The 12708-nt window shown below is 58.3% G+C and carries 13 protein-coding genes and 1 tRNA gene; 8 read left to right on the top strand and 6 right to left on the bottom strand.

The annotated features are described in order from the left end of the window. Positions 1–66: 66 nt before the first annotated feature. On the bottom strand, positions 67–639 hold the full coding sequence (locus WNY37_RS12305) for a hypothetical protein (protein ID WP_342973682.1): 573 nt from the start codon (positions 637–639) through the stop codon (positions 67–69). Between the two features lie 177 nt (positions 640–816). On the opposite strand from WNY37_RS12305, the gene WNY37_RS12300 reads away from it, so the two are divergent. The 4 genes from WNY37_RS12300 to WNY37_RS12285 all read left to right on the top strand — a co-directional run bounded on the left by WNY37_RS12300 (position 817) and on the right by WNY37_RS12285 (position 4887). Then, the gene (locus tag WNY37_RS12300) at positions 817–1932 is read left to right on the top strand and encodes an acyl-CoA dehydrogenase family protein (RefSeq protein ID WP_342973681.1); all 1116 of its coding nucleotides are present in this window, start codon (positions 817–819) and stop codon (positions 1930–1932) included. 12 nt (positions 1933–1944) lie between these two features. Beyond that, positions 1945–3147 carry an acyl-CoA dehydrogenase family protein gene (locus WNY37_RS12295; RefSeq protein ID WP_342973680.1) on the top strand — a complete coding sequence of 401 codons (1203 nt, stop codon included), beginning with the start codon at positions 1945–1947 and terminating at the stop codon, positions 3145–3147. Between the two features lie 69 nt (positions 3148–3216). Further along, complete coding sequence (locus WNY37_RS12290) at positions 3217–3912, top strand: hypothetical protein (RefSeq protein WP_342973679.1); 696 nt, start codon at positions 3217–3219, stop codon at positions 3910–3912. A gap of 9 nt (positions 3913–3921) precedes the next feature. Next, on the top strand, positions 3922–4887 hold the full coding sequence (locus WNY37_RS12285) for an alpha/beta hydrolase (RefSeq protein WP_342973678.1): 966 nt from the start codon (positions 3922–3924) through the stop codon (positions 4885–4887). Between the two features lie 2 nt (positions 4888–4889). Here the strand turns inward: WNY37_RS12285 and WNY37_RS12280 are convergent, their stop codons facing one another. Beyond that, positions 4890–6254, bottom strand: coding sequence for an amidohydrolase (locus tag WNY37_RS12280; protein ID WP_342973677.1), 1365 nt, complete (start codon positions 6252–6254; stop codon positions 4890–4892). Positions 6255–6403: 149 nt separating this feature from the next. Between WNY37_RS12280 and WNY37_RS12275 the strand changes: the two genes are divergently transcribed. Continuing rightward, a complete protein-coding gene (locus WNY37_RS12275; protein WP_342973676.1) occupies positions 6404–7198 on the top strand; it encodes a hypothetical protein in 795 nt (264 codons plus the stop codon). Here the strand turns inward: WNY37_RS12275 and WNY37_RS12270 are convergent. Beyond that, positions 7179–7811, bottom strand: coding sequence for a hypothetical protein (locus WNY37_RS12270; protein ID WP_342973675.1), 633 nt, complete (start codon positions 7809–7811; stop codon positions 7179–7181). The genes WNY37_RS12275 and WNY37_RS12270 overlap by 20 nt on opposite strands. A gap of 79 nt (positions 7812–7890) precedes the next feature. Continuing rightward, positions 7891–9633 (bottom strand): methionine--tRNA ligase, encoded by a 1743-nt coding sequence (gene metG, locus WNY37_RS12265; RefSeq protein WP_342973674.1) that lies wholly within the window; start codon positions 9631–9633, stop codon positions 7891–7893. Positions 9634–9737: 104 nt separating this feature from the next. On the opposite strand from metG, the gene WNY37_RS12260 reads away from it, so the two are divergent. Further along, complete coding sequence (locus WNY37_RS12260) at positions 9738–10199, top strand: DUF1761 domain-containing protein (RefSeq protein WP_342973673.1); 462 nt, start codon at positions 9738–9740, stop codon at positions 10197–10199. A 118-nt stretch (positions 10200–10317) separates the two neighbouring features. Here the strand turns inward: WNY37_RS12260 and WNY37_RS12255 are convergent, their stop codons facing one another. Beyond that, positions 10318–10809 (bottom strand): hypothetical protein, encoded by a 492-nt coding sequence (locus tag WNY37_RS12255; RefSeq protein ID WP_342973672.1) that lies wholly within the window; start codon positions 10807–10809, stop codon positions 10318–10320. A 119-nt stretch (positions 10810–10928) separates the two neighbouring features. After that, positions 10929–11384 (bottom strand): hypothetical protein, encoded by a 456-nt coding sequence (locus WNY37_RS12250; protein WP_342973671.1) that lies wholly within the window; start codon positions 11382–11384, stop codon positions 10929–10931. 142 nt (positions 11385–11526) lie between these two features. Here WNY37_RS12250 and WNY37_RS12245 point away from each other — a divergent pair. Further along, positions 11527–11602, top strand: a tRNA-Thr gene (locus WNY37_RS12245). Positions 11603–11846: 244 nt separating this feature from the next. Next, the gene (locus tag WNY37_RS12240) at positions 11847–12704 is read left to right on the top strand and encodes a type II secretion system protein N (protein WP_342973670.1); all 858 of its coding nucleotides are present in this window, start codon (positions 11847–11849) and stop codon (positions 12702–12704) included. Positions 12705–12708 lie beyond the last annotated feature (4 nt).

Genomic DNA, 12708 nt, shown 5'->3' with positions numbered 1-12708 from the left:
TCGTCGTTCCACGAAAGATAGGACGCACCGTTTGATGTCACAATCACCGTTTTGGTGAGTCTGCAATTATTCTGCAGCCTGCCGAGGTGTATCGGTGATGTCGTATACGTGACGAAGGATCAGCTTGCAGTGTTTCACAGCGGGCTGAAGCTGCGCCGGAAGGGCATCCGGTGACTGCGCAGCCATCTCCGCAATCATGCGGCAGATTTTCAGCATCTTCGGTGAATTCACGATCAGGCGGGCCTGATGCTCAATTCTGTGCGGATCGCGATCATACTCAGATCCCGGGACGCGCCAGCCGCCCCAGTCATTTTCGTCGGTCATGACGACTGGAAACGTGCCTGGATAAGGGTGTGAGGACGTGTCATCGCCTTCCTGCCACCTGTTCTTTACGCGCTGTATCCGCCAGTCATTGCCTGAAGCATTCTGGTCGTTCTTCATCCGGTCGCGGCCGTGCATGACTTCTTCGGAGACCAGTTCGGCACCTGTGAAGTCCCGGCCGAGGCCGACGCAATAGGTTACACGGAGCGGCTCTTCGACATCTTTCACCCAATGCGGAATAACTTTCTCAACCAGCGCCCACGTGCCAACAGGTTTGACGAAGACGCGTTGCGACTTGTGAAAGAGTGCTTTTGCCATTTCGTGTTCTCCAGACTCCCACCCTTGTGCCAAATCCGGTTTGAGGTCTGGTGAAACGGGTCTGTAAAATTTCACCTATCCTGCAATCAATGTCCCTTACCCAGCGGGACGCCTTTCCCCCAAGCCGGCATGCGCTATTGTCTGGTCAAACAGATATTCCAAGGGAGCTCTCGTCTAATGAATTTCGATTTTTCGGAAGATCAGAAATTTCTGGCCAATGAGGCCCGGAAATTTCTCGGTGCTCAGTGTACGACCGCGCAGGTTCGTGAAGTCCTCGATGACGACGCCAAAAGCCATCATGAGGGGGTCTGGAAACAGGTCGTCGAGATGGGCTGGCTCGGAACGGCCATTCCGGAAGAATATGGCGGTCTCGGTCTCGGTATGCTCGAGCTCTGCGTTATCGCTGAGGAGATGGGCCGGGCGCTGGCACCCGTGCCGTTTGCGTCGACCGTCTATTTCTTCGCTGAGGCGCTGAAAGCGGCTGGATCTGAAGACCAGAAAAAGGAGCTGCTTGCAAAGGTGGCGACCGGTGAGGTCATTGGCTGTTACGCTGCGAGCGAAGGCCCGGGAAACCCTGAAGCCTCCCAGCTGAAAACAAACTTTGATGGTTCAAAGGTATCCGGCACGAAAATTCCGGTGACAGATGGCGACGTGGCGACACATGCCATCGTGCTTGCCAAGGAAGGATCGGGCGCAAGCTGGGTGCTGGTAGACCTCAACGCTCCGGGCGTCAGCCGCAAGCCGGTGAGCACGCTTGAGCCCACGCGCAGCCATGCCGAAATCGTTTTCGACGGCGCACCAGGGGAACGTGTCGGCGCGGCGGGGGAAGGCGAGGCCAACAATGACGCGCTGCTCAATCGGGTTGCTGTCCTCATCGCATTCGAACAGCTCGGCGGTGCTGACCGATGCCTCGAAATGGCGACAGCGTATGCGAAAGAGCGTTACGCGTTCGGCCGTCCGATTGGCGGCAATCAGTCGATCAAGCACAAGCTTGCCGAGATGTATGTGAAGAACCAGGTCGCCCGATCCAATTGCTATTACGGCGCATGGGCGCTCTCCACAGACGCGGCAGAATTGCCGGAAGCGGCTGCGGCGTCCCGGCTGGCGGCATCTGAAGCGTATTGGTTCGCGTCGAAGGAAAACATTCAGACCCATGGCGGCATGGGCTTTACCTGGGAAGTGGACTGCCACCTCTTCTATCGCCGCGCCAAGCTGCTTGCCGTGCAGGCGGGTGCCCCAAAAGTCTGGAAAGAAAAGCTGGTGTCTGCGCTCGAGCGCAAGAACGCTGCATAAGGAGGAAGAAACATGGATTTCAACGATACCCCCGAAGAAGCAGAATTCCGCAAGGAGGCTCGTAGCTTCCTTGAGAAGCACCTGAAACTGAAAGACGCCAACAGCCCCCGCCGCCCATCCGGCGAGGATTTCCTGAAGCGCGCCAAGAATTGGCAGAAGACCAAGGCCGAAGGCGGCTTTGCGCAGATTACCTGGCCCAAGGAATGGGGCGGGCGTGGCGGTACGGCCATGCAGCAGGTCATCTGGAACCAGGAAGAAGGCAAATTCGATGCCCCTGTCGGCCCGTTCGCGATCGGGCTCGGCATGTGTGTGCCGACCGTCATCGCGTTTGGCTCGGATGAGCACAAGAAGCGCTATGTGAAACCGGCCCTGATGGGCGAGGAAATCTGGTGCCAGCTGTTCTCAGAGCCGGCCGCAGGCTCTGACGTCGCGGGCGTGAAGACGCGCGCTGTGAAAGACGGCGACGAGTGGGTCATCAACGGCCAGAAAGTCTGGACCACGGGCGCCCACTTCTCTGATTTTGGCATCCTGCTGACGCGCACGGACCCGAAAGCGCCAAAGCATAAGGGCCTCACCATGTTCATCGTGGACATGAAGCAGAAAGGCGTCGAAGCAAAGCCAATTCACCAGGCTTCCGGCGGACGCGAGTTCAATGAGGTCTACTTCACGGACGTTCGCATTCCCGATTCGGACCGCCTTGGCGACGTCGGCGAGGGCTGGAAGGTCGCCATCGTGACGCTGATGAATGAACGCCTGGCAGTTGGCGGTTCGCCCGGGCCGGACTGGAAAGAAATCATGGATTACGCCCGCGACACCGGCACCTTGTCGGATCAGGCGTTCCGGGAAAACCTGGCCGACTGGTACGTCGCCGCACAGGGCTACAGCCTCACCAAGTTCCGGACGCAAACGGCGCTCTCTCGCGGTGAAACGCCGGGGCCGGAGAATTCGATCGGCAAGATCATCACGGCCAATCAGCTACAGGATATCTGCAACACGGCGATCGAGATGCAGGACCATTACGGCATCATGAATGACAGTGATACGATGCCGGCGAATGCGCTGTTCCAAAACAGCTTCATGTGGGCGCCCGGCCTGCGTATCGCGGGTGGTACGGACGAAATCCTGAAGAACATTATTGCCGAACGCGTTCTCGGTCTTCCGCAGGACGTCCGTGTCGACAAGGATGTACCTTTCGAAGATTTAAAGCAGGGCTGAGGGCGATTCCTTGTAATACCGGGTCAGGCTTCATAGCCTGATACCGGTGTTACCCAGAAGGATACCCCAATGAGACTGACCGTTTCAGCTTTGGCCGTTGCGGCGATGGTCGCAGTCGGTCCGGTTGCGACCGCCCAGAATGGCGCGGCCACTCCCAAGACTGCCAGTGAGAAACCCCTCGCGCCAGCCGCGATGTCCGAAGCGCTGGCCGGATTTCACGTTGCGATATTGCGCGACGATGGAGGCGGCATTGCATCTGTCGGCAATGGTTCGGGCCAGGCCGCCGTCGTAACATTTCTTGAACCAGCAGCCGCCGAGAAAGCCCAGGCGGCGCTTGAAGGCGAAACGATGTCGGTTGATGTCGTGCCGCTCGCAGCCATCATGAATAGTTGGGCAGGTCCTGTGGTGTTTGAGGCGAGTGCGGCTGAAGTCGCCAAGGCCAAGGAGGTCGGGCCTGAAGGGGTGGAATTCGTTGCGCCAGTCTTCTTCGTCACGACCGACGGCAAGGAAACGATGATGAAGACGCCGACTGGTGATGTGACGCCGATCCTGCCGAGCTACCAGAATGCAACGCAACTGGCCAAGAAGCTGGCTGATGAGGGCATTGATGAATCGACGATTGAGATCGTGCCGATCGAGCTGGCAGCTGTCCTGCGACAAATATCGACCGTGGAGTCGGAGTCGCATTACCGGGTGTTTACGCACCCTGAAACCGTGGCCATGATCGAGGCCAAAGCGAAGGCAGCGCGTTCAGGCGACGGATAAGGATAGACAATGGCCCATCAATTCCGGAACGTCGACGCTGATGGCATCAATATTCGCGTCGCCGTCGAAGGAGATGGGCCGCTTGTTCTGTTCGTTCACGGTTTTCCAGAGAGCTGGTATTCCTGGCGTCACCAGATGAAAGCCCTGTCAGCGGCAGGCTTCACCGCCGCAGCGATGGATGTGCGGGGCTATGGCGGTTCTGACAAGCCAGAGCCAGTCGAAGCCTATGACATGCAGTCGATTGCGAGCGATGTCGCGGCCGTTGCTCGTGCTTTGCAGCCCGATGGACCTGCCGTCGTCGTAGGCCATGATTGGGGCGCGCCGATCGCGTGGAATTCGGCCCTGCTTCATCCAGACCAGTTCAAGGCCGTAGCCGGACTGTCGGTTCCTTACATGCCTCAGGGTGAGATTGTTCAGCTGGATGCGGCCCGCGAGTTCTTCAGGGGTCGCGACCTGTTTTTCTATCAGCTTTATTTCCAGGAGGAAGGCGTCGCGGAAGCTGAGCTGGAAGCCGATCCTGCTGCCACGATCCGCCGCTTCTATTATGCCATCTCGGGCGACGCGCCGGACGGCACCTGGCCGACAGACAAGAAGTTCAATGATACCCTGCTGCATCGGCTGCCAGAACCTGACATGCCACTTCCCTGGCTCGATGAGGATGACGTCGAATACTATGCCTCACAGTTCCGAGAGTCCGGTTTTCGCGGACCACTGAACCGCTACCGCAATTCTCACCGTGACAATGCCTATCTTCGTGCCAGCGGCGACCAGGTGATCCATCAGCCGTCGCTCTTCATTGGCGGGACAAAAGACCTCGTGCTCAAGATGGCGCCGTTCGACATGGTCGAGACCATGAAACGCTACCTGTCAGACCTGCGTGGCGCCTACATGCTGGACGGCTGCGGGCATTGGACCCAGCAGGAATGTCCAGATGAGGTCAACGCGCTCCTGATCGACTGGCTCGCCCGCCTGTAAGGCTAGCTGTCGTTGAACAGCGACATGGCTGCAGCCGTCATCGCGCTGACGCCAGTTTCGATGGTGGGGGCAGGGTCTGGAGCGAAGAAAGGCGAATGGAGGGACGGCAGGGGTAGGGGGGCGCCTTGCGCCTTCTCGTATTTGTCTTTCTCCACCGCGCCCAGCCAGAAGATCAGTCCGGGCACATCCTGTGTCGTCCGGCCATATTGCGAGAAGTCCTCGCCGCCCATGACTGGCGTGACAGACACAACATTCTCCTCACCAAGAACGGCGGACATTGCGGCCACCGCTTTCTCGGTCAGGGCAGGGTCATTGTAGGTCGATGGCGTGTAATCGCTATCGATGCGGATTTCCGGTTCCGGCGCTCCAAAGGCGGCGGCTTGCCCTTTGGCGATGCGTTCAATGCCATCAAGCAGGAGCTGTCGCGTTTCATCGTCATAGGAGCGCACGGTGAGCAAGAGTTCGGCCTGATCGGAGATGATGTTGTGCTTTGCTCCGGCAGTGAATGAGCCAACGGTGACGACGGCAGGTGTTTGCGGATCGACATTGCGAGCCACGAGTGATTGAAGCGCCGTGACGATCGATGAGGCAACGAGGATGGGGTCTTTGGTCGTGTGCGGATACGCACCATGCCCGCCAACACCCTTCACCAGGATGTCCACGCTGTCGACGTTGGCGAGCGCGAAGCCCGACGAATAAGCGACTGTGCCAGCGGGTGCGGAAGCCGAGACATGAAGCGCAAGGTTGTAGTCAGGCACCGGAAAGTCGGAATAAAGCCCGTCCTCGATCATCGCTTTCGCGCCTAGCCCGATTTCCTCGGCGGGCTGCGCGAGCATCACCAGCGTGCCGGACCAGTCATCCTTGTTTTCAATCAGTTTTCGTGCCGTTCCGACCCAATTTGTCATGTGAACATCGTGCCCACAGGCGTGCATGACGGGGCTCTCAACGCCAGTCCATGTCGTGCTGGTGACATCCGACGCATAGGACAGGCCGGTCTGCTCGGGGACGGGCAGGGCATCCATATCCGCGCGGATCAGTACTGTCGGCCCATCGCCGTTCTCGAAAACGCCCACAACGCCGTAGCCGCCGACCCCGTCGCGAACCACGCCTTCGTCCCGCATGGATTTCTCACGGACCCAGTCATCGCCAAGCCCCGTCGTCACACTGAAACCGAGCGAGCGCAGTTCTTCTGCGAGGATTTTCGAAGAGGTCTGTTCCTTGAACGAGAGTTCCGGGTGCGTGTGAAAATAGGTGTAGAGGTCCAGCAGCGCTGTCCCCGGTTCCGGATTTGAATCCTGGGCGTTGGCGGCGGTCACCGATGAGGCGATGGCAATGCTGGAAGCGGCGAGGAGATGGGCGATTTTCATGAGGGTGTCCTTCCGGATGAACGCTTTGGCAGTACCCTATCAAATTGGTTCGGCTCGCCTAGTGGGCGAATTCTGGCGAGGAATTGTTTGTCACAAGGGGGCTCTGCGATAAGATGCGCGGATAGAGGCCCCAAACAGTGGGAGACGACATGAGCGACACCACACCTCCATCCCCGCCGCCGCCTGGCGGACCGTTGCCTCCGCCTGAGGGGCCGCCTCCGCCACCGACAGGGCCGGCGATCAGCGCTTCACCAGCGAAGTCTCCAAAGCCGCGCAAGGGCGAAACACTCGATCGCAACCTGCTGCAGCCAATGAAGGTCTATACCCATTCGCCAATCCTCTATTGGTGGCCGATCTGGTCATTGGGCTTCATCTTCTATTTCCTGCAGGCCACCGGTTTTGTCGGCGAGCCGGTGAACCAGAAGGTCCTGGGCCTGATCTTTGTCTTCACGCTGGCATTCGTGATTTTTTCGACCACAGTCCGGTTGCGCGGAGCCAATTCCGTTATCTTCGGTCTCATTCTTCTGATTGGATTTATTCTGCTGACCTTTGCTAATCTGTCCGGCCCGATTGCCGACTTTTTAGCGCAGCTCGATATTCGCATGAGCAACATGTTCTACCTCGTCACGGCGGTTCTGATCTTCCTTCAATGGGCGCTCATGATCTTCGCCTTCGACAAGGTTCGTTATTGGGAAGTCGTGCCGGGGCAGCTGCACGAACGCGTCTTCTGGGGCAGTGGAGACCGGGCCGAGAGCGGCGCGAATGCGCGCTGCCGTTACCGCTCCGACGATTTCCTGCGTCACCGGATCCTAGGCCTGGTCGTGACGGGAGACATCGAAGTGACGCTCGGTGACGGCGAAGTCTGGCATATGCACAATGTGCTGTTTGCCAAGCAACGTACGCGCAAGATCAATGAGCTGATCGTTACGCGGCCAGTTGATTGAAGCTTGGGTGAAGGGTCGGCAGGTAGCCGCCCCTCAGGGCTTCCAGTGTGGCCGATGGAGTCAGATACCCGACGGGCGCTGATGGAAGGTCGGTTGCTGCTTCATAGCTATTAAAGGACCATGCCAGCGCCTTGTCTTGCCACTTCAGCCAGGCGCGGCCGGCATGCGCAAACATGGCGCCATCCGGCAAGGCGTGAGCCGGCCCACGCATAAGTGGCAGCTTTTGTCGTATTCTGGCCTGCATCTCACCCGCGATCAGACTGTCGAGCTCGCCCACCGATGGTGTGTCATCGAATACTTTGCGAGACATCAGCGCGCCACGGAAGGCGAGCGCATCGCCCTTGCGGCATTCGAAGCATGGGCGGTGTCCGGCCGCGAGCGCCGTCGCCTCGTCCATGAAGAAGAGTTCCGTGTAGAGGCCGGGCTGCATCAGCTTGCGGCGGCGTCCCTTGAACTCAAGCAGACAGATGATCCACTGGCGGCTAGACCACCGGGTGGGTCTGAGCGTCTGATCTTCGCGGTGAAAGCAACCACCTCGATTGCCCGTGAAAAGACCCCTGGATGGCGACGCATGAATCTCGCCAAAGGGATCGACACGGTTTTGTAAGGTCATGGCACGGTCTCCAGATCACCGAAGCGCCGTCGCATTACTCCTATTTGGTGTCGGCATTGCGACACCCGTCAAAACAGGTTCAGTCTTCCCCGCCGAACTTCTCAGTCCATTCGGCGACCTGATCGTCCTCGATTTTGCGGAAGAGCACGTCCGGCGGCGCGATGTCCATGCCGTGGGGCAGGGCATCCAGAAGCGTCCGGACGTCGCTCAGGCCCTCGGCGGTCATGGTTCGATTGGCGTCCGGAATGTTCAAAGCATCGAGGATCATTTTCGCCGCTTCCGGTATGATGGGCTGAGCGATGATGCCAAAGAGGGCCGCGAGGTTAAGGCCAGTTCGTACGCCGATTGCGGCCTCATCGACATTGTTCTTATACTTCACCCATGGTTCGGCCTTGGTGAGGTATTCATTGCCCGCCGCCCAGATCGCGCGCGTTTCCGCGGCTGCTTTGCGGAAGTCCATATTTTCATAATGCTGAACGAGCTGCGGCAGCCGGGTTTCGAGTTCTGATACCATCCAGGCTTCGGCCTCGCCAGTGTCACCAGCGGCAGGCACTTTTCCATCAAACTTGGACGCGCAGTATTTGGTGATCCGGTTCACGAAATTGCCGAGAACGTTGGCAAGGTCGGAGTTGATGGATGACTGGAAGCCTTCCCAGGTGAAGGCCGCGTCAGAGCCTTCCGGCGCATTCGCAATCAGGTACCAGCGCCAATAGTCGGCGGGCAGCAGGTCCAGCGCCTGGTCCATGAAGACGCCGCGCTTGTTCGAGGTAGAGAACTTTCCGCCATACCAGGTGACCCAGTTGAAGGCCTTGAGCTGGTCGACGAGCTTCCATGGCTCCTTCGAGCCCATGATCGTGACGGGGAATCCGACTGTATGAAAGGCGACATTGTCCTTGCCCATGAATTGGACGTACTGGACTTCGTCGGCGCCCTCATCGGTCCGCCACCAGGAGCGCCAGGCGTCCGGGTTTCCTTTCGCCTTCGCCCATTCCTCAGTCGCGCCGATATATTCGATCGGCGCGTCGAACCAGACATAGAAGACCTTGTTCTCGAATCCGTCCCGGACCGATCCGTCCGGATTGATGACCGGCACGCCCCATGACAGGTCACGTGTGATGGCACGGTCGCGCAGGCCCTCATCCAGCCATTTCAGCGCAATACTCCGCGCCAGCGCTGGCCAGTCTGTCGAGGCCTCCACCCAGTCGCGGATCGTCTCTTGCATCTCTGACTGGCGCAGGAAGAGATGGCGCGTCTCGCGCACTTCTACATTCTTCGAGCCGGATACGGCCGAATAGGGATCGATCAGCTCCACAGGGTCCAGCAGGCGCCCGCAATTATCACACTGGTCGCCGCGAGCCTTCTCATAGTCACAATGTGGGCAGGTGCCTTCGACATAGCGGTCTGGCAGGAAGCGGCCGTCGTCGATGGAATAGACCTGCTCCATGACCCGTTCCTCGATGAGGCCATTGGCTTCGAGGACGTTTGCGAAGTGCTGCGTCAGACGTGCATTCTCCTCGCCGGATGAGCGCCCGAAATGATCATAGGAAAGCTCAAAGCCTTCGCCGGCCTTTTTCTGAATTTCGTGCTGTTCGTCGCAGTAATCACGAACCGAAATGCCGGCCGCCTGCGCGGCGAGTTCGGCGGGTGTGCCGTGTTCATCCGTGGCGCAGATGTAAAGTACGTCGTGGCCACGCAGCCGCTGGAACCGTGAATACACGTCAGCCGGAAGCATCGAGCCAGCAAGATTGCCGAGATGCTTGACCCCATTGATATAGGGGAGGGCTGAGGTGACGAGGATGCGGCGTTTGCCAGTGGCGGTCATGTCTCTTCCATAATTCTACTTTTGCGGGCATGCTCGCACCCGCTGGGCTGGGGGCCACTCATAGCGCGGCGAATTAAAAATGAAACGGGCAAGGGGAGGAAACCATGCCACGACTTGCAAATGTGAATCTGCTCGGAGTGCTTCTCGCCGCCATCGCAATCTATTTTGTCGGCTTCATTTGGTACGGGCTCCTCTTCGCCGAGCCGTATTTGAACGGCATCGGTGTGTATTTCGGCGAAGGCATGGAATCGGTCACTTGGATGACGCCGGAGGGCGCGCGGACAGACACGCAGATGCCGATGGATATCACCTGGATGCTGGCGGGAATGGTGATTCCGATCGTGCTGGCATTCGGTCTAGGCTGGCACATGAAGCAGAAAGGCATCAAATCATTGCAGACGGCTGTCCTGTTCGGACTCTGGCTATCCTTGCTGATTGGCGTGCCGCTGATGGGCTACGCGCTTGTTTATTCGCCGTGGCATTCAGTTACCGCATTCCTGGTCGACGCGTCTCATACGGTCGTCACCTTTGTGGTCGGCTGCGCGGTCCTGTCATTCTTTGACTAGAAAGGCATAAAAAAGACCCTGCGGTCTGCGGCCAACTCATTGCGCCGCAATTTGAAAATCAAACGGGCTAGCAGCGTTCAGGCAATCAGGAGTTTCAATCCTCGCAGCCGCAAGCGCCTCACTCGTCCTCGACGCCGATTGTACTCTGGTCGCTGGTCGACACCTCGGATGAATCGGAGGCACTGAACGCGCCGCCTGTCACACCGACGCGGCTGTTTTCCGTCGCCAAAACGGATCGGTCGGACGTGGAAAATCCTTGAGAAGAGCGCGACTCGCTAAACTCCGTCTGATCCTCAAATGTGACTTTGCCGCCTGTGACGGCCAAATTGCTCTTGCCAGGTTTTGTTAGTTTGGATTGGTCGGGAGTTTTCAGCTTCCCTTTTTGGGAGGGCGTCACGAGAGTGCGTTTGGCTGGATCGGCTAACTTGCTCTGATCGGAAACGATAGCCGACGTCTTTCCCGTCTCTACTTTGGACATGCCTGGTTTTGCCAATTGCACTTCGTCTTTTGTTTCAATTCGCTTGTCGCCTTGTGCCGCAGCCATCATGGCGGGTGCTGCCAGCAAAATTAGGACAAATGCGGTCCGGCTGAATGGAGGCGTGAAGGACATGACAATGCTCCCGTGTGGCGACTTTCATGCAAACTAAGCCTCAATATGCACGATCAATATGAATGAACCCCGAATGGCATGAGCCGTTCGGGGTTCGGAACTCTGGACTGTGCAGAAGTCTAGCCGACGACGGCGACTTCAGTGTCCATTTTGAGTTTCACATCGCGCGCCATGACGGCGTTCGAGGCTTCAGCCGACACGTCAGTTTTCAGATTGGTCTTGGCCGATTGGATGCCGTGTGCGCGAAGTTCGCTCATGACGGTCATGCGGCGGGCTTCAGCGAGCGACAGTTTCGTCGCCTCGGTGGTTGCATCGCCAGCCTTCGACGTCGCGTCGATATTGAGGACGGCGCAGCCTGACATCTGTTCACGCACTTCGCGAATGGCGTCGCGGGCAAAGCTGGTCAACTCGGCAGTGCCTGGCTCGAAATAGACATCGAGTTCGACAGTGTCGCAGGTGCGCACTTCAGGGGCGTAATAGGGTTCGGTTGGCGGCGCTGGCAGCGCATCATCTGCGAAAGCAGGGGCGACCAGGCAGGCCATGGCGGTGGCAGTAGCAAAAATCGTCTTCTTCATCTCTAGTGCTCCTTCTTGCACAGTGATGAAACAACGCAGCTTTGGCAAAAAGGTGCCCAAAAAGTTGAACTTTGTGGCGAACAGGTGATCTTACAAAGGAATCTTGCCCTGCCGCTTTTGACAGACTAAAGGGCAGACGTCGGCCGGTATAGCTCAGCTGGTAGAGCACCTGATTTGTAATCAGGGGGTCCCGGGTTCAAGTCCTGGTGCCGGCACCACATTTTCCTTCCATTGCTGTCTGCAGCGCCTGTCAGAAAAACGTCATCGACTTCGCATAAAGAGGCGAGAACGGGCTTTAAGCCTGTTACACTTTTGAACAAATGCTATTCCAGACATTGGGGAGCACCCGATAGCGCGCTGCGGTCGTATCTGTTGGGAGTGGAATGATAAGCCGGTACAGCGGGGCGCGATTGTGCGCGTTCTGATGAGACCGCGAAAGTGGTGATGGTGACAGAGGGAAAATTGACGCTGCCACAGTGGATGCCGCGCTTCCTTGAAGCCGCGCGCGTCGCTATGGAGTTTTTGCTTCTCATTGCCATTGCTTATCTTGTTGCAAAGATCACCTGGCTCATCTTGGCGCCCGGGCCTGCTGTTTCGCCATTGCAACCGCGTCCGCTGCCATCCCCGATTGGGCAGTCCGCTGATAGCGCGGCGCGCGCAGATCTCAGCCTGCTGATGACGACCAACCCGTTTGAAGCCACAGGCGCAGCCATTGAGATTGTCCCGGATGCGCCTGAAACACAATTGAACCTGAAGCTGGTGGCGCTGTTCATGTCGACCGGAGACGCTGGCGGGTCGGCGACGATCGTGACGCCGAACGGCGAGACGACGCGATACGAGCTCGGCGATGACATTATCAACGGCGTGGTCCTGGAACGTATCCTTTCAGATCGTGTGATCATCTCCCGCAATGGCGCTGAAGAAACCCTGATGCGCAGCGGTCGCGATTCCGGGCTGTCGGTGATCGGGGATGGATCGACCACGCGATCCGAGGCTAACCGCGTCAGGACAGACGCTCCGGCGAATTATACACCGGGTGTAAGAGCAGCGACCCTTATGGCTGGCATCGACGCTGTGCCCGAGACCGGCTCGTCCGGTCAGATCAGCGGGTTTGTCCTGCGCCCGCGCGGCGACGCCTCCTTGATGCAGTCGGCCGGGCTCCAGCCTGGCGACCGATTGGTCGAGATCAATGGCTCCGATCTCAGCCAGCTTGACCCGGCTGCGCTGACAAGCCGTTTTCTGAATACACCTCGGGTTAATGTGACTATTATCCGGAATGGCGAACGCCGCTCGCTGGATATCAACTTTGAGATTGATTGAGACA

The organism is Henriciella sp. AS95, assembly GCF_038900055.1.
In the GTDB taxonomy this organism is placed as follows: domain Bacteria; phylum Pseudomonadota; class Alphaproteobacteria; order Caulobacterales; family Hyphomonadaceae; genus Henriciella.
Note: the sequence above shows the minus strand (reverse complement) of the source record. Positions and strands in the feature narration are given on the sequence as shown.

Coding starts and splice junctions, on each gene's coding strand:
- WNY37_RS12305 (WP_342973682.1), bottom strand. CDS start 639: ATGGCAAAAGCACTCTTTCACAAGTCGCAACGCGTCTTCGTCAAACCT.
- WNY37_RS12300 (WP_342973681.1), top strand. CDS start 817: ATGAATTTCGATTTTTCGGAAGATCAGAAATTTCTGGCCAATGAGGCC.
- WNY37_RS12295 (WP_342973680.1), top strand. CDS start 1,945: ATGGATTTCAACGATACCCCCGAAGAAGCAGAATTCCGCAAGGAGGCT.
- WNY37_RS12290 (WP_342973679.1), top strand. CDS start 3,217: ATGAGACTGACCGTTTCAGCTTTGGCCGTTGCGGCGATGGTCGCAGTC.
- WNY37_RS12285 (WP_342973678.1), top strand. CDS start 3,922: ATGGCCCATCAATTCCGGAACGTCGACGCTGATGGCATCAATATTCGC.
- WNY37_RS12280 (WP_342973677.1), bottom strand. CDS start 6,254: ATGAAAATCGCCCATCTCCTCGCCGCTTCCAGCATTGCCATCGCCTCA.
- WNY37_RS12275 (WP_342973676.1), top strand. CDS start 6,404: ATGAGCGACACCACACCTCCATCCCCGCCGCCGCCTGGCGGACCGTTG.
- WNY37_RS12270 (WP_342973675.1), bottom strand. CDS start 7,811: ATGACCTTACAAAACCGTGTCGATCCCTTTGGCGAGATTCATGCGTCG.
- metG (WP_342973674.1), bottom strand. CDS start 9,633: ATGACCGCCACTGGCAAACGCCGCATCCTCGTCACCTCAGCCCTCCCC.
- WNY37_RS12260 (WP_342973673.1), top strand. CDS start 9,738: ATGCCACGACTTGCAAATGTGAATCTGCTCGGAGTGCTTCTCGCCGCC.
- WNY37_RS12255 (WP_342973672.1), bottom strand. CDS start 10,809: ATGTCCTTCACGCCTCCATTCAGCCGGACCGCATTTGTCCTAATTTTG.
- WNY37_RS12250 (WP_342973671.1), bottom strand. CDS start 11,384: ATGAAGAAGACGATTTTTGCTACTGCCACCGCCATGGCCTGCCTGGTC.